The organism is Streptomyces sp. NPDC087844 (assembly GCF_044742785.1).
Taxonomy (GTDB): domain Bacteria; phylum Actinomycetota; class Actinomycetes; order Streptomycetales; family Streptomycetaceae; genus Streptomyces.
Genome location: NZ_JBIUVD010000004.1, coordinates 198487 through 214691 on the forward strand (window position 1 = coordinate 198487; position 16205 = coordinate 214691).

General features: G+C 71.1%; 9 protein-coding genes. 2 read left to right on the plus strand and 7 right to left on the minus strand.

The genetic code is table 11. The annotated features are described in order from the left end of the window. The first annotated feature begins 168 nt into the window (after positions 1–168). A complete protein-coding gene (locus tag ACIOKD_RS10785; RefSeq protein ID WP_402081103.1) occupies positions 169–381 on the plus strand; it encodes a hypothetical protein in 213 nt (70 codons plus the stop codon). 34 nt (positions 382–415) lie between these two features. Here the strand turns inward: ACIOKD_RS10785 and ACIOKD_RS10790 are convergent, their stop codons facing one another. From ACIOKD_RS10790 to ACIOKD_RS10815, 6 genes are all read right to left on the minus strand, one after another. Continuing rightward, positions 416–1705, minus strand: a complete 1290-nt coding sequence (locus ACIOKD_RS10790; protein ID WP_402081106.1) for an acyl-CoA dehydrogenase family protein — start codon at positions 1703–1705, stop codon at positions 416–418. 143 nt (positions 1706–1848) lie between these two features. After that, positions 1849–2070: an MbtH family protein gene (locus tag ACIOKD_RS10795; RefSeq protein WP_402081108.1), complete on the minus strand. Its 222-nt coding sequence runs from the start codon at positions 2068–2070 to the stop codon at positions 1849–1851. 103 nt (positions 2071–2173) lie between these two features. Further along, complete coding sequence (locus ACIOKD_RS10800; RefSeq protein WP_402081111.1) at positions 2174–4564, minus strand: ATP-binding cassette domain-containing protein; 2391 nt, start codon at positions 4562–4564, stop codon at positions 2174–2176. Positions 4565–4614: 50 nt separating this feature from the next. After that, entirely contained in the window at positions 4615–12105 is a 7491-nt protein-coding gene (locus ACIOKD_RS10805; protein ID WP_402081114.1) for an amino acid adenylation domain-containing protein, read from the minus strand. Positions 12106–12303: 198 nt separating this feature from the next. After that, a complete protein-coding gene (locus ACIOKD_RS10810; protein ID WP_402081116.1) occupies positions 12304–12654 on the minus strand; it encodes a hypothetical protein in 351 nt (116 codons plus the stop codon). Positions 12655–13146: 492 nt separating this feature from the next. Continuing rightward, positions 13147–14097: a LysR family transcriptional regulator gene (locus ACIOKD_RS10815; RefSeq protein WP_402081119.1), complete on the minus strand. Its 951-nt coding sequence runs from the start codon at positions 14095–14097 to the stop codon at positions 13147–13149. Between the two features lie 70 nt (positions 14098–14167). Here ACIOKD_RS10815 and ACIOKD_RS10820 point away from each other — a divergent pair, with 70 nt between their 5' ends. After that, positions 14168–15349, plus strand: coding sequence for a TDT family transporter (locus tag ACIOKD_RS10820; protein WP_402081121.1), 1182 nt, complete (start codon positions 14168–14170; stop codon positions 15347–15349). Here ACIOKD_RS10820 and ACIOKD_RS10825 read toward each other — a convergent pair. After that, on the minus strand, positions 15339–15902 hold the full coding sequence (locus ACIOKD_RS10825) for a helix-turn-helix domain-containing protein (protein WP_402081123.1): 564 nt from the start codon (positions 15900–15902) through the stop codon (positions 15339–15341). The two genes, ACIOKD_RS10820 and ACIOKD_RS10825, sit on opposite strands and share 11 nt — an antisense overlap. Positions 15903–16205 lie beyond the last annotated feature (303 nt).

The following is a 16205-nucleotide window of genomic DNA, read 5'->3' on the forward strand; positions in this document are numbered from 1 at the left end:
ATTCAACTCTAGCTCCTTGCTTTTTGGCCTTACCAGGTCAATCACACCAGTTCACTCTTTCGAGTTCAGGCGCAGGTCAGATGATCTTTACTGCTGCCGGATGGCCTACTGTGCACCTGTCCCCAGCCGCCGGCGCCATCGTCGGATGATATGAACCCAGGAGTTCACATGGAACACACCACAACGGGTGAATCGCATTCTGCGGATGAAAGCGGGGCCGGGGAGGTTTTGTATTCCGCCGAGATGCGCCAGACCAAAGGACGGTGCGTCCTCACCGTCAACGACCACCTCCAGGGCAGCGTGGAGATGTACGTGGTGCCGGAAAAGGCCGCGCAGAAACTTCCGTTCTATCTTTCGATGCTCAGGGGCAAACTCGGTTGAACCGCACTGAGGGCGCCCCGCCCCGTGCCGCCGCTCATCCCCGCCGCTGCGCCACCAGAGCCGCGCTCGACAGGGAGCCGCCGGTAAGCATCGAGTGGGCCATGACGCTGTAGAGAGCGTCATTGGGGCCGTCGGCGATTCGGAGCCCCCGGATGTCCCGAAGGCGCTTCTCCATGGGGGTGTGCCGGGTGAATCCATCGCTGCCGTGCAGTTGGAGCGCGATGTCGACGGCACGGTAGGACGTGTCCGTGGCCAGTGCCTTGGCGGCGGAACAAGCCGCCGCGTCGACCTCGTCGCCGTCCTGCTCCATCCGTTCCAGAAGCGAGAAGCACCAGGCGGTGGCCGCCTGGACCTCGGCTGCCGCCATGCCCAGCCGGGACGCCACGGAGGGGATGCTGACCAGCGACACCTGGCCGATACTGCGCCGGCGGGCACGGGCCACCGCCTCCTCGATCGCTGCGCTCGCCGCACCCAGGCAGACGAGCGCCATCATCAGGCGCCAGCCGGAGAAGTGCGCGTCGAAGATCCGGCGGCCGTCACCGGGAGCCCCGAGCATCCGATCCTTGTCGACCCGCACGCCGTCGAAATGCAGGTGTCCGAGGCTCCACCCCCGCAGCCCCATGGGGGCGGCGGTCTCGGTCAGAACGCCGACCGAGTCCATCGACAGCCACAGCGCCGACAGGGGCACTTCCCGCAGCGCGGCGCCGTCGGCGACCAGCGTGCCGCCGGTCTGCTCCGGTCCGACCACCTTGCAGAAGACGACGAATCCGATGGCCTCCTCGACCCGGCTGACCAAACCCTTCGTGCCGGAGAGCACCAGGTGGTCGCCGTGATCGACCGCTACGGTCCGCAGACCGCGCAGGTCCGATCCGGAGTGCGGTTCACTGGACGCCACGCCTGCGAGCTCGCCGCGGTGCACGATCTGGTCGCGGACCTCCCTGACGACGGAGGGCGAGCCGTATCGCAAGGGCATGGCGGCGTGTCCCGAGCTGAAGATCTCCCGGGCGTCGCAGTCGCGACGCCCGGCGAGATACATCGCCAGCCCCTGGCCGACTCGCACGAGGCCTGCGGGAACGGCAACAGCCGCGTCCGGTACCGGTGTCGGGGCCGGACCGTCAGGCGGCTCGGCCGGGGCAAGCGGGGTGTCGAAGCCCGTCAACCCGGCTTGTGCGGCGTACCTGCGCAGTTTGAGCCAGGGTGGCCGGGACGCTTCTTCCGTGACGGGCTCGGGCAGGTGCCTGTCGAGGAAGTCGGTGACGCAGGAAGCGAATTCCCGCAGGCCGGGATGGCGGGAGAGAACGGCGCAGCACTCTGAGGTATACACGTGGCGTGTCCTAGAAGACTTGAGGGATGCGTGGGCACCCCGGAGCGGAATCCCCACATGACTCGTCGTTCATGACGCCGAGGCAGACGCGGAGTCGGCCTGCGCACAGGTCCGCAGGTCACGCGGAGAGGGCGGACACCGACTCAGCGGCCGCCGTCCATGACCTCGACAAGGCTGCGCGGCCGCATATCGGTCCACACTCTCTCCACGTACTCCAGGCACACCTGCCGGGTGTTCTCCGCACAGGCCACGGTCCAGCCGTTCGGTACGTCGGCGAAGACGGGCCAAAGGGAGTGCTGGCCCTCGCTGTTGACGAGAACGATGAAACGGGCTTCCTCGTCGAAGGGATTGGTCGGGTGCGTCATGCCAACTCTCCGGTTCTCATCGGCCGCGGCCGGCCGGTGGACTGGGTCGTCTCTGCCGAGTTCTGGGCTTCTCGTTTCCGAAGGAATGGGACCCCGGCCACAGCTAAACGAGTTCCGGTGCGCCGACCTGCAGCTTCCAAAGACTGCTGTAGATGCCGCCGCGCGCCACCAACTCCTCGTGTCTTCCGGTTTCGGCGACGAATCCGCCGGGACCCATGACGTAGATGCGGTCGGCGCTCTGGACGGTGGAGAGCCGGTGGGCGATGACCACCATTGTCCGGCCCGTTTTGAAGATGTGGAGTGCTCGCTGGATGGTGGCCTCTGTTTCGTTGTCGATGGCGGAGGTGGCTTCGTCGAGGATGATGACCGGCGGGTCACGCAGGATGGTGCGGGCCAGCGCGATGCGCTGTTTCTGACCGCCGGACAATGCGGTGCCGCGTTCACCGACCTGGGTGGCATAGCCGTCGGGCAGGCTGTCGATGAACGTGTCCGCACCGGCGGTGCGGGCAGCGGCGACGAGTTGCTCATCCGAGGCGCCGAAGCTGCCGTACCGGATGTTCTCGCCGATCGTCGCGTCGAACAGGAAGGGTTCCTGGGTCACGTATCCGATCGCACGGCGCAGGTCGGGCAGGGCGAGGCTGCTCACGTCGATCCCGTCGAGAAGCACGCGTCCCTGGTCGGGGTGGCGGAAACGCATGAGCAGTTTGGCGATGGTGGTCTTGCCGGCGCCGGTGGTTCCGACGATGGCGGTGGTCCGCCCCGAAGCGAAGGTCAGGGAGGTGTCACGCAGCACCGGTGACCGGCCGGGGTACGCGAACGTCACTCTCCGCAGTTCGACCTCCCCCTTCACCTGGTGGATGGGGACCGGGTCGCCCTCCGCTACCGGTTCGACAGGAAGACGGTGCAGGTTCTCCACCCGGTCCAGAGCGCTCAGAGTGCGCTGGTACTGATCGGTGATGTTGCCCAGCCGGGACAGCCGCAGCATGGCGATGCCCGGCAGTTCGATCAACGGTCCGAAGGACGCGGTCGGCAGTTCGCCCCGCAACACGGCTCGTCCGCCCAGCAACACGGTGCCGACCAGGGCCGAGCCTCCGGCCAGGCGCAGAATCTGGGGCGGCAGTGCCGCGCTGCGGCCGGTGGAGCGACTGATGTCACTGTGTTTCCGGTTGAGTTCGCCCACCCGTGCGATCTCGTGTTCCTCGGTGGCGGCGGACTTGATGGTGGGATGGGCATGGAGGTTCTCGGTCACCCGGCCGTTCAGCCGGTCCCGGTGTTCACCGGCGAGGGCGGTTCCGGCGACCGCGCGTTCGTGGAAGCGGAAGGACAGCCAGGCGACGACGGGGATCGGCGCGAAGGCGACCCAGGCGATCTGCGGGGCGAGCAGCAGGAACATCGGAATGAGCAGCGCGAGGCTGGCACCCAGCTGCACGACATCGTGCATGCTCGACCCGACGAAGGCGCCGAGCTGGCCGATGTCCTCGGACAGGACCGAGTTGACCCGGCTGACGCGCTCGCTCTCCAGATCGGCCGGCGCCACCTGCTGGACGTGGGCATACGTACGGGTGCGCCAGTCGTCCTCGACATCCTGCGCCAGACCGCGCCAGGCGACACCGGCGGCGTATCCGCTGCCCGCCATGGCCAGGCAGGCCAGTGCGGCGGCGCCGGCCAACGTCGCCAGCTGCGCGGTGACACCGATCACGCCGAGACCGGCCAGGGTCGCGCTCCCGCCCTTGGCGACCAGCAGCACGATCGAGGGAGTCAGAGCGAACAACGCCATCTCCGCCAGTTGCGAGATCCCGGACAACAGCGCCGCCACACCGAACTTCCGTTTGTGACTCCCGACGACGCGTCTCAGCGCGTGGCCGCGCGGGGCTTCCTCGCCCGACTGCTGCCGTACCCGGTCCGCTCTGCGCCACGCCTTCCGGACGACACCGGCCGTCGCTGCGGTCGCGAGTCCCAGAGTGAGCAGGGGGCGGCTGAGAAGTCGCAGGAGAAACGGTCCTCCGGCCACCGCCGCCGCCACCGCGCCGCCCACCGCGAACGCCTTGGGCAGCCACCGCCCGGTGCTGCTCCTGTCCTTGTGCCGGCGCGGCTTGGCGATGCCCTGCGGAGAGCTTGACCGGTGCTCTGTGAGTCCTGGGCCCTCAGGCCGTGTGGTCGAGCCGTGGGCGACCAGGTTCGCCGCGGACGTGCGCAGGTGTGTCAGGACCCGCTCGATGGTCCGGTACAGCAGCTGGGTGACCTCCCGCGGGCTGAGGGTGCGGTCGTGCCGCAGCAGTACCCGGCCGGTGACCGGATTGACGCGTACCTCCTCGATGCCGGGGGTTTGGTGCAGTGCGGTCTCGGCCATCCTGGCCAGGGCCGGTCTGCCGCGGACAAGATCCACGTCCCAGCGCTGGCGGCCCGGGACGATCGAGCGGCGTGACAGCCGTGCCCCGAGTCGCGGGTGGTTCGCCCTCGGGACGATGGCGGACGGGCTTGCGGACGACGTCATTTCGAATACTCACCGTTTTTCTGATCACTTACAGGGCCGTACAACACGTTTCACCCTTCGATGAGGCTCCAGTAGGCGGCGATCGCGTCAGCGTCGATCTCGGGGAGCGCGACCCCGAGTCGCCGCAGCCGACGGATGGTCGTGCTGTTGTCGAACCGCGTGTCCGCCTGCGTGTGCCGCGTGGACCGTGCCGCCTCGGCGTACTGCTCCAAGTACTCCTGGTAGGGCAGGATTGGCAGGTCCTGCCCCCGATCGCTCGCTCGGCGCAGGCGCCGGAGCCAGACGTGCAGCGGGAGCTCCTCGGAGTGCGTTCCGTACATCCGGTCCCGGACGGCCAGGAAGGCGCCGGGCCCGAGCCTGTGCGGGTGGTGAAGGTGGTGCACACGGCCGGCCGTGCCGTCGTGGCGCAGCAGCGCGACGACAGCGGCAGCGAGGGTGTCGACGGGAAGCAGGCCCTCCAGAAGTGCCGGATCGGACGGATGGCAGCCGAGCGTCGCGCAACTGGTGAGCAGCCGGGAGAACATGTCGTTCCGGTTGACCGCGCCGGTCGACGTATGGGCCCAGATCCGGCCCAGCCGATGGATGCCGCCTTCCGCTCCCCGTTCGAAGGCTTGCTCCACCAGCCGGTCGGCCACCCACTTGCTCGCTGCGTAACCTCTGCCGAACGGGTGCCGTTCACCGTCGATCGGTGAGTTCTCCGTCACCAGCCTGGAGCCCTTGCCGGAGCGGAACACACCGAGGGTGGACAGCTGGTGGAACGTTTTGGGCCGTCCCTCTCCCGCCAGATGCAGCAGGGCGCGAGTGCCCTCCACGTTGGCCGGCTTCAGCTGGGCGTACGGCGACACGTGGTGGACGCGGGCGCCGCAGTGGACGATCGTGTCGACCGTCTCGCTCAGCCGTGTCCAGCTTGCCGGACCGAGCCCCAGAGCTCCGGCCGCGAGATCGCCCCGGACAACGCTCAGCCGGGGATCGGCGAGCACTGCCTCCAGACCGCGGACGCGCATGGCCGCGGCCAGCCGCTCAGCCGCCTGGGCATCGGTGCGCGCGCGGACGAGGCAGTGCACCCGTGCGGTGGTCCGGCGCAGGAGTTCGGCCAGCAGATAGGTGCCGACGAATCCCGTGGCTCCGGTGAGCAGGATCTCGCGCGGACCATCCGGTTCTTGCGGGGCGGAGGTGAATCTCAGGGATGGGCTCAGCCGCGCTTCGGTGTCCGGTACCCACGCGGGTGCGTCAGCGGGCGTCTGTGCCCGCAGGTGCCGCGCCAGACCAGCCGGGGTCGGTTCCTCCAGCAGCGTCGACAGGCCGAAGGGCACCTGCAGTGTCCGGGCGATCCGGCCGGCCAGACGCACGGCGAGGAGGGAGTGACCGCCGAGGGCGAAGAAGTCGTGGTCGACGCCGACTGCGGGTACCTGCAGCACCTCGGCGAACAGGTCGCACAGCGTCCGTTCCTGCGCGGTGCGCGGGGGCCGGATGCTCTCGGTGGCCGCGACCGGTCCCGGCGCGGGCAGGGCCTCCCGGTCGAGCTTCCCGTTCGGTGTCAACGGCAGCGCGTCCACCGCCACGAACGCCGAGGGCACCATGTAGGAGGGAACTCGGGTACGGAGGAAGGCCCGCAGGTCAGCGGTGTCGGCCGCGCTGCCGGCAGCGGGCACCACATAGGCGACCAGTCGGGTGTCGCCGGGGCTGTCCTCGCGGGCGACGACCGCGGTGTGGGCGATCCTGGCATGGGTGGCGAGAACCGTCTCGATCTCACCGGGCTCGATGCGGTGACCGCGCACCTTGATCTGGTCGTCCGAGCGCCCTGCGAAGACGAGTTGTCCGTCGCCGCGCCATCGCGCCAGGTCGCCGGTGCGGTACATGCGCTCGCCCGGCGGGCCGTACGGATCGGCCACGAACCGCTGAGCGGTCATGCCGGGACGGCGCAGATAGCCGCGCGCCAGACCGGCACCGGCCACGTACAGCTCACCGGTCACCCCGGGCGGCACCGGCCGCATCGTGGCGTCCAGCACGTAGGCGCGGGCACCGGCGATGGGCCGTCCGAGGACCGGCGTGGTGGCGGCCTCCAGTCGCGCCTGTACCGAGTCCAGCGTGCACTCGGTCGGCCCGTACATGTTGTGGGCCACCAGCCCGTCCGCCGCACGCAGTTCCTGCCACAACCGGTCCGGCAGGGGCTCGCCGCCGACCACGGCCACACTCGGCCGCCACCGCTCGCGTGTGAGCAGGCCGTGGTCACACAGGACGCGCAGGTAGGAGGGTGTGACGTCGAGACTGTCGATGCGGTGATCGGCCAGCCACGTGACGAACCGCTCCGCGTCCGTCCAGGTGGCCGTGTCGCTCACGTGCAGTTCATGGCCGTACAGCAGGGCCGCGAGCTGGCCCCACGAGGCGTCGAAGGACACGGAGGCGGTCAGCGCCACCCTCAGGCGCCGGCCGCCGAGGCGGTCGGCCGCCGGGCCGAACACCTGCGTCCGGTACTGCCCGGCCACGTTGACCACGCTCCCGTGGCGGGCGACGACACCCTTCGGGGCGCCGGTCGAACCCGAGGTGTAGAGCACGTAGGCGCAGTGGTCGGGCGTCAGCCCTGTCACCGGATCGGTTTCCGGGAACTTCCGCAGCGCCTTCTCCGTGTCCGGCGCGTCCAGCAGCAGGCGCGGCAACCCCGTGTCGAGGGTTCCGGAGAGGCCGGCGGTCGTGGTCGCGAGCAGCAGTACCGGACGTGCGTCCTCCAGCATCGCCGCGATGCGCGGGGCCGGATGGTCCGGGTCCAGCGGCAGGTAGGCCGCCCCGGCCTTCAGGACGGCGAGAACGGCCACGACGAGGTCGGCGGAGCGCGGCAGGGCGAGGGCGACGACGTCTTCCACTCCGATGCCGCGAGTGGTCAGTGCCTGCGCGAGCCGACGGGATCGGGCGTTCAACTCCGCGTAGGTCAGCGAGGTTCCGTCCGCCACCACGGCGACCGCGTCGGGGCAGGCGCGCACCTGCGCGTCGAACAGGTCGGGGATCGTACCCCCGGGCGGCTTTGCCGACGCGGCGGCAGCGGCGCCCCCGAGGAGGAGAAGACGCTCGTCGTCGGAGAACAGGTCGATGCGGCTGATCGGGAGGTCCGGGTCCCCGGCGACCGCTTCGAGCAGGCGCACCCAGCGTGCCGCCAGATCGCGGACCGTACCGTGGTCGAAGAGGTCGACGGCGTAGTCGACGGTCCCGGACAGCCCCAGGCACCGGCCGTCGCCGGAGCGCTGTTCGCAGACGCCGATGTCCAGGTCGAACTTGGCCGTCGCGGTCGACACCGGAATTCGGGACGTCCGCAGGCCGGTGAGTGCGAAGACCGCGGCCTCGTCGACGTCGAGGGAGAGCGCGACCTGGAACAGCGGGTGGCGCGCCGGGGACCGCGCCGGGTTCAGCTCCTCGACGACCTGCTCGAAGGGGACCTCCTGGTGGGCGTAGGCGGCCAGCGCGGTGCCACGGACGCGCTCCAGCAGGCGGGCGAAAGAGGGGTCGCCGGACGTGTCGGTGCGCAGTACCAGGGTGTTGACGAAGAAACCCACGAGTTTGTCGAGGGCTTCGTCGGTGCGTCCCGCGATCACGCTGCCGACGGGGACGTCCGTGCCCGCCCCCAGCTTGGTCAGGAGTGCCGCCAGAGCCGCGTGCAGCACCATGAACAGGCTCGTGCCCGTGCGCGAGGCCAGTTCGGCCAGCGCCGTGTGCAACCGCGCGTCGATGCGCAGGGGAACGCGGGCGCCCGCGTAGGAGGCTGCGGCGGGGCGGCGGCGGTCGTAGGGAAGGGCGAGCTCCTCGGGCAGTCCCGACAGGGCCGTCCTCCAGTGGGCGAGCTGGCGGTTGGCGAGGGCGTCGGGGTCGTCGGGTGCGCCCAGGAGCTCGCGTTGCCACACGGTGTAGTCGGTGTACCGCGCCGGCGGGGTCTCCCAGTCGGGTTCCCCGCCCCGGACCCGGGCGGCGTAGGCGGTGGCCAGGTCCCGGTTGAGCGGGGCCATGGACCAGCCGTCGGCGGCGATGTGGTGCACCACGATCAGCAGGACGTGCTCGCGGGGACCCAGCACGAACAGCTCCGTGCGCAACGGCGGTTCGGTCGCCAGGTCGAACATGTACCGGGCGGCCTCCGCCAGCCGCGCGTGCAGCGACTCCTCGCCGTCCACCGCGGTGACCACGAGCGGGGGCCGTGCGGCGGGGCCGTCGATGATCTGCTGACAGGGCTCGCCGTCGACCTCCGGAAAGAGGGTGCGCAGACTCTCGTGCCGGCCGACCACATCGCCCAGCGCGCGCTCCAGCGCTTCTCGGTCCAGCTCGCCGGTCAGCCGCTGCGCCACGGGAACGTTGTATGTGGCGCCGGGGCCCTGCGCGCGGTGCAGGAACCACAGCCGCTGCTGTGCGAACGACAGCGGTGCAGGGCCCCGCCGTTCCTGGACGGTCAGTGCCGGCCGGTCCCGGCTCCCGCTGGCCAGCCTCGCCGCGAGACGGGCGACGGTGGGAGCCTCGAACAGCACGCTCAGGTCCAGGTCCACGCCGAGCACGGCGCGGATGCGGGACGCCAGGCGGATCGCCAGCAGTGAGTGTCCGCCGGCTTCGAAGAAGTGCGTGTCCGCACCGACCGCGGTCAGCCCCAGCACCTCCGCGAACAGCTCGCTCAGCACGTGTTCCTGCGGGGTGCGCGGCGGCCGTACGAGAGAGGTGCCGGCTGTTTCCCGCGGTTCGGGCAGGGCGTCGCGGTCCAGCTTGCCGTTCGGGGTCAGCGGCAGTTCCGCGAGCATGACGAACGCCGAGGGCACCATGTAGTGGGGCAGTCGTTCGCGCAGGTTCTCACGCAGCGACCGCGCGCGGGTCCCCTCTCCGCCGGCTACGACGTAGGCGACGAGCCGGACGGCGCCCCGTTGGCGGTCCGGACGGGCGAGCACCACGGCCTGTGCCACGCCGGGGCACGCGGTCAGTGCCGCCTCCACCTCTCCCGGCTCGATGCGAAAACCGCGGACCTTGACCTGGTGGTCGGCACGGCCGACGTATTCCAGTTGGCCCCCGTCCCGCCAGCGCACCACGTCGCCCGTCCGGTACATCCGTGATCCGGGAGGGCCGTACGGGTCGGCGACGAAGCGCTCGGCCGTCAGTGCCGGCCTGCCGAGATAGCCGCGTGCCAGGGATGTACCCGCGATGTACAGCTCCCCCGGCCTGCCCGCGGGCACCGGTTGCAGTGTGCCGTTCAGCACGTGGAGGCGGGTGCCGTGGGTGGGCCGTCCGATCGGAGGTACCGAGTCCGAAGGTGTAAGCGGGTCGCTCAGGGTGGCCATCACGGTGGCTTCCGTCGGCCCGTAGGCGTTGAGCATGCGTCGTCCCGGTGCCCAGCGCGCCACCAACCACGGTGGGCACACCTCTCCGCCCGCCTGCAGCGTCGAGATCCGTACGTCCTTCTCGGACAGTGCCGCGAGGACCGACGGCGGCACGAGCCCGTGGGTCACCCGGATGTCGGGGTCGGTCAGGGCCGCTACCGGGTCGGCCGTCGGCGCGACCACCAGCGCGGCTCCGGTGAGCAGAGCGGCACACAGCTCCAGCACCGAGGCGTCGAAGCTGGGAGAGGCGAACTGCAGCACTCTGCTGTCGGAAGTGATGCCCGAGCGTTCCGCCTGCAACCGCACCATGGAGGCGATGCCCGAGTGGGTCACCACAACTCCCTTGGGCCGTCCGGTCGAACCCGAGGTGTAGATCACGTACGCCGGGTGACGCGGGTCCACGGCGACGGCCGGGTCGGTGTCCGGCTGCCCCGCGGACAGCTCGGCCACCACCCTCGGATCGTCGATCACCAGGGCGGGCCGGGCGTCGGTGAGCATGTACTCCTTGCGCGCCGCCGGGTACTCCGGGTCCACCGGCAGGTAGGCGGCGCCCGTCTTCACCACGGCGAGGGCCGCCACGACCAGGTCGCCGGACCGCGGCAGGACGAGCGCGACGATGTCCTCGGCCCCGACGCGCCTGGCGGTGAGTGCGTGCGCGAGTCTGTTGGCACGGGCGTTGAGCTCCGCGTACGTCCAGGTCGTGTCGCCGCTCACCACCGCGTCGGCATCCGGTGTGCGGCGCGCCTGCCTCTCGAACAGCGTCGGCAGGGGTACGGCGGGAACGCCTGCCGCGGTGGCGTCGCCCCACGCGAACAGGCGCCGTCGCTCATCGGCCGAGAGCACGTCGAGCACGCCGACCGGCAGGTCGGGATCCAGGTCCGCCATGCGCGCCAGGAAGTGCAGCAGACGCTGCTGGGAATCCGCGAGGTCGGCGTCGCTGTGGGTTCCGGGCGGCGCGTGCAGCCGCATGTGCGGGCCGGTTCCGTCCCGGCGGTCCCAGACCATGATCTGCAGGTCGGCGCCCAGCGGGAAGGAGAGGTTGTGCGCGGTGCACCGGTGACCGGCGAAGGTGATGTCGTAGTCGAATCCGATGAGATTGACGACCGGCGAGTAGGCCGCGCCGGACCCCTGTGACAGGCCCAGATCGCGGTGCAGGTCCTCCCCGCGGTACCGCTGGTGTTCCACCGCTTCACGCATACGGTCGTCGACCTGGGCCAGCAGTTCCCTCAGCGGCATGTCGGGCCGGATGGCCAGCCGTACGGGGACGGCGTTGGCCAGCATCCCGGGCGTCGTGCGAGAGGTCCGGTCCACACGGCCGGCCACGGTCAGTCCGACCACCACGTCCCGCGCCCCCGTCAACCGGCGGGTGTGGAGCGCGACGGCGGCGAACACGAACCTGAAGCGTGAGACCTGGGTGCGCGAGGCCGCCGCCTTCAGCTCCTGTGGTCGCAGGAGCGGGAGCAACTCGGTTCGGGGGACGGGCCGGGCGCCCTGGCCGTCCGTGTTCTGCCTCGGCGGCGATGCCCCGTCCCGCGCCCATCCGGACAACTGCCGCTTCCAGTAGGCCCGGTCGGCGACGCGTGCCGCGGATTCCCGGTACTCCTCGTCGGCCCGCACCAGCTCCGACAACGACCCGAAGGGATTCGGACCCGACTCCCGCCCCTGTACGAGGGAGGTGTAGACGTCGGCGACCCGTCGGGCCACGAGGGAGTAGCCGAAGGCGTCCACGGCACCGTGGTGGTAGGTGTGGTACCACCAGAACCGGTCCGGCCCCAGCCGTAGCAGCGCGAAGCTGAACAGGGGGCCGCAGGCCAGGTCCATGGGCCGGGCCATGTCGGCGGTGACCCACGCCAGGGCGGTCGCCTCCGGGTCGGCCTCGTCGCCGACGTCGACGAACGGGAGCGTCCACCCCAGTGCCCGCTCCAGCACCTGGACAGGGCCGTCCCTGCCGGCCACCAGGCGCACCCGCAGAGCGTCGGTCTCCGCCACGACCTGGCGCAGCGCCTTCTCGAAGGTGGCCGGGTCGACCGGCCCCCGGATCTCCAGGTACTCCCCGAGTCGCAGAGCCGAGCGGGTGTCCGGGGAGCGCTGCTCGGCCAGCCACACCTCACGCTGCCCTGCGGTCACCGGAAGGGTCTCGGCCGCGGAGTCGTGAGTGGGCGCGTGGCCGTCACTTCGCGGGGCGAGTTGCTGACGACGGGGCAAAGGAACCTCCTGTGAGCGCGGGAGCCCGTGATCACGTCCAGTGGACTCCGGCCCTGTGCGCCGACGCGGGGACGGGGAGTTTTCCGGGTGACCATGCAGATACGAGTGGCACGGATGCCAGGCACACGGTGCGCAACGGCTCCGCTTCGGTCGGGCCCAGCCGTACTCCGGCTGCCCGGTGCCGTGCGGTGTCCGTCTTCAGCGGTTGTCGCCCAGTTCCTGGTGCATCCGGGGCCGGTCGTCCTGTCCCTGGGTCACCGCGGCGTGCTCCCTCTCCCGGAACGCGCTGGAGGCGACGGCGTCACCCAGAAGGCCCCCGTCCGCCTCGCCGACCAGGCCGTGGCCGGCTGCCGAGAACTCGGCCGGTTCAGGGGGCAGACGGGAGCGATCCCGCACATGCTTGAGGGAGGCGACGGTGCGGAACAGGGCCTTGACCCCGTCGACCTTCCGGTTGTCGATCAGGTCGGACACCAGCGTGTCCGCCTCCGGGGCACCGGCTGTGCTCGCCCTCTCCAGCTCCTGGGCAACGTACTCGGCCTTCAACGGCATGACAGGACTCCGTTCGTCGTCGGACGGTGCGGGGCGTGTCCACCTCGTGCGCAGGGCGCGGGGCGAGCCTTCTTTCTCGCCCGCGCACACCCGGCCGACGCGGCGGCCCCCGCATGTGCGTGGACCGCCTGTCCGCCCGCGAACACCGCGACCAGGCGCGCTCAACGCGACTACCTGGAGTGATCATGCCCTTTGTGGGGCGCCGGTGACGATAGACCATTAGAGGTACCTGGGCGCGCGCCCCCCGCGCGCACACAACACCTATCTGAGCCCTTGACCTAGACTTTCACGCCGCTGGCAACCCCGCGCGCCCCGGCGTCAAGGCGTAAAGGCGTAAAGAGGGGCTTCCCGGCGTGAGCCCGTTCGCCTGCCGAAGGGAACGGAACGTGTTGTCCTCCCGAGGACGAGGCTGTCCTCGGGTGAGGCCCAGACGGTGGCGTTCACGCCAGACACCTGCCGGCGCCGCCCCTGGGGAACGACGCCCGGACACGCCTAGGACCGCGTCAACGCCAGCAGATCCCGTGCCGGCCCCGCAGGCCGGTGTCCAACGGGCCAGACCGCCCGCAGGTCCCTGCTCAGCCGTACCCCCTCCACCGGAATCGCCACCAGCCGCCGAGCCGAGAGTTCCTCTCCGAGTGCCAGTTCGCTCAGCACCGCCGGCCCCGCCCCGGACGCCGCGGACGCCTTGACCGCGGTCGTGGAGGACAACTCGATCAGTGGGCGGGCCAGACCGCCGAGCGCCGCCTCCAGCACCTGCCGCGTCCCCGATCCCTCCTCGCGCAGAATCAGCGGCGTCGCCCCCAACTCCGCTGCTCCGAGCGCGCGCCGACGTCGCGCCCACGGGTGTCCGGGCCCGGTGACCACGATCAACCGGTCGTGTGCGATCACCACCGAGTCGAGGCCGGCCGCCACGGACACTCCCTCCACGAACCCGAGGTCCGCCTCTGCGGAAAGCACCCTCTCGGCCACCACCGTCGAGTTCCCCGCGAGCAACGACACCGCCGTGTCCGGCCGTTGCCCGCGCAGCGCGATCAGCCAGCCCGGCAGCAGGTACTCGGCGATCGTCATGCTGGCCGCGACCCGCAGCCGTGAGTCGCGCCGGTCCCGCAGCGCCTGCGCCCCCGCGTCGAACACCTCCGCCGCTTCCACCACCCGCCGGGCCCAGTCCGTGACCAGCGCCCCCGCGTCGGTGAGCCGTGACCCCCTGGGCGACCGGTCCACCAGAGCGACCCCCAGCTGCCGCTCCATGGACCGCACGCGGCTGCTCGCGGCGGGCTGGGTGATGCCCAGCTCCCTGGCGGCCCGCCCCAGGCTGCCCAGCCGCGCCACGGCGAGCAGCAACTCCAGCGCACCCAGCTCGGGCACCCGGTGCGACAGCCCTCCGCCCCGGCCCGCTCCGGCCCCCCGAACCCCCTGGTCACCTGTCCCGTCGTCCTGGCCCATAAGCCCACCTTATGCCTCCATAGAACGGCGCTCCCTGGTGGCCTCCCCGCCCGGGGAGCACGGTGGAGTCATGGTCACCGCCGTCCCCCGCCTTCCCACCCCCGGAAGGCACACCGGTCATACCGATGACACCGGCCCCACTCACAGGACCGCCCACCCTCGCCGCTCCCGGGCGATCACCGTCCGCCACCTCGGCCCCAACTGGTACGCCCCCGTCATGGGCACCGCGATCGTCGCCACGGCGGGAGCCGGCCTCCCGCTCGGTGTCCCGGGCCTGCGTACCGTCTGCACGGCGTTCTGGGCGCTCGCCCTGGTCCTGCTCCTCAGCCTGCTCGTCGCACGGGCCGCGCACTGGACCCACCACCGGGACCAGGCGAAGGCCCACCTCATGGACCCGGCGACGGCGCCGTTCTACGGATGTCTCCCGATGGCGCTGCTCGCCGTCGGCGGGGGCGCGCTCGTCGTCGGCCGGGACTGGATGGGCGCCCCGGCGGCGATCGCCCTGGGCGCCGTCCTCTTCACCGCCGGCACTCTGATCGCCCTGACGGTGGCCGTGGCCGTCCCCTACCTGATGATCGTGCGTCACCGGCCGGACGCCTCCCGGGTCACCCCCGTGTGGCTGCTCCCCCTGGTCGCCCCGATGGTGTCCGCGGCCCTGGGCCCCATGCTCGTACCGCATCTGCCGGCCGGCGCGCCTCGCGCGACCCTGCTGCTCGCCTGTTTCGCGATGTTCGGCCTCAGCCTGCTGGCCACGCTGGTGATGCTGCCGATGATCTTCGCTCGCCTCGTCATGGGCGGCCCCCCGCCCCTCGCCCTCACCCCGACCCTGTTCCTGGTGCTGGGTCCGCTGGGTCAGTCCACGACGGCCGTCGACAAGTTCGCCGTCACCGCCCCGGGGGTCGTGCCCGCCCCGTACGACCAGGGCTTCGCCGTTCTGGCGGTGCTCTACGGCGTGCCGGTGATGGGTTTCGCACTGTTCTGGCTGGCGCTGGCCGGTGCGATGGTGGTGCGGGCCCGCCGCCGGGGCATGGACTTCACGATGACCTGGTGGGCGTTCACCTTCCCGGTGGGCACGTGTGTGACGGGCGCCGAGGGGCTCGCACGGCACACGGGGCTCGTGGTCTACGACGGACTCACGGTCGCCCTCTACGCCCTGCTGCTCGCCGCCTGGACCGTGGCCGCCGCGCGCACGACCCGGGGCCTGGTCGGCGGACGGCTGCTCGCAGCGCCTCGGTCGGCACTCACCGGCTGAGTTCGTCGACCGCCTCGATGTGGTCCGCGACCGCGACGACCAGCACGCGGGTGTCCTCCTCGGTGGCCCGCCAGCGGTGGCGCACCCCGCCGGTCAGATACAGGGTGTCGCCCTTGCCCAGGCGGTACGCGCGACCCTCCGCCTCGACCTCGACGACGCCTTCGGCCACGTACATCAACTCGTCGTTGCGGTGCTGGAACTCCCGGCCGGCGTCCTGGTCGCCGGAGAACTCCATGGCGTGCAACTGGTGGTGACCGCGCACCAGGGGGCGCACGCGAGGCTCATGGGTGAACTCGGAGTCGTCGGCGCGCACCACATCGACGCTGCGCGCCGGGTCGGCGGCGGCCAGCAGCTCCACGCGGGTCGTGCCGAGGGCGTCGGCCACGCGTTCCAGGGAGCGCGTACTGGGCCGGGCGCGTTCGTTCTCGACCTGGCTGAGGAACGGCACCGACAGACCGCTGCGCTCGGCGACGACGGCGAGGGTGAGCTCCAGCGCCCGGCGCCGCCGCCTGACGGCCGCGCCCACTCGAAGGGTTTCTTTGCTTTCGTCCATCGCCTCGGCTCCCCCCTGTGCGTCGTCGGTGCGTGAGGTGCGGTGGCGGCGCGGTTTCCGGGTGCTTGCGCGCCGATGTCTCGCGGGTTCCTGATGTGTTGTCTGCACCCTACGGGTGTTCGGCAAACCGTTTCATGCGGCCGTCACATCCCCGTGAAGATTGCCGCATCGGTCGTGTTCACGCCGAGAGGGGCGGGGGGGGGGGGGGGGGCGCCCCCCCCCCCCCCCCCCCCGGGGGGGGGGGGGGCCCCCGGGGGGACATAGAAAAAAAACAGGGGGGGGGGCGGGAGCCCCCCCCGCGCG

Bases quoted from the DNA above. Each gene is read 5' to 3' on its own strand.
- ACIOKD_RS10785 (WP_402081103.1), top strand. From the start codon at position 169: ATGGAACACACCACAACGGGTGAATCGCATTCTGCGGATGAAAGCGGG.
- ACIOKD_RS10795 (WP_402081108.1), bottom strand. From the start codon at position 2,070: ATGACGCACCCGACCAATCCCTTCGACGAGGAAGCCCGTTTCATCGTT.
- ACIOKD_RS10800 (WP_402081111.1), bottom strand. From the start codon at position 4,564: ATGACGTCGTCCGCAAGCCCGTCCGCCATCGTCCCGAGGGCGAACCAC.
- ACIOKD_RS10810 (WP_402081116.1), bottom strand. From the start codon at position 12,654: ATGCCGTTGAAGGCCGAGTACGTTGCCCAGGAGCTGGAGAGGGCGAGC.
- ACIOKD_RS10815 (WP_402081119.1), bottom strand. From the start codon at position 14,097: ATGGGCCAGGACGACGGGACAGGTGACCAGGGGGTTCGGGGGGCCGGA.
- ACIOKD_RS10820 (WP_402081121.1), top strand. From the start codon at position 14,168: ATGGTCACCGCCGTCCCCCGCCTTCCCACCCCCGGAAGGCACACCGGT.
- ACIOKD_RS10825 (WP_402081123.1), bottom strand. From the start codon at position 15,902: ATGGACGAAAGCAAAGAAACCCTTCGAGTGGGCGCGGCCGTCAGGCGG.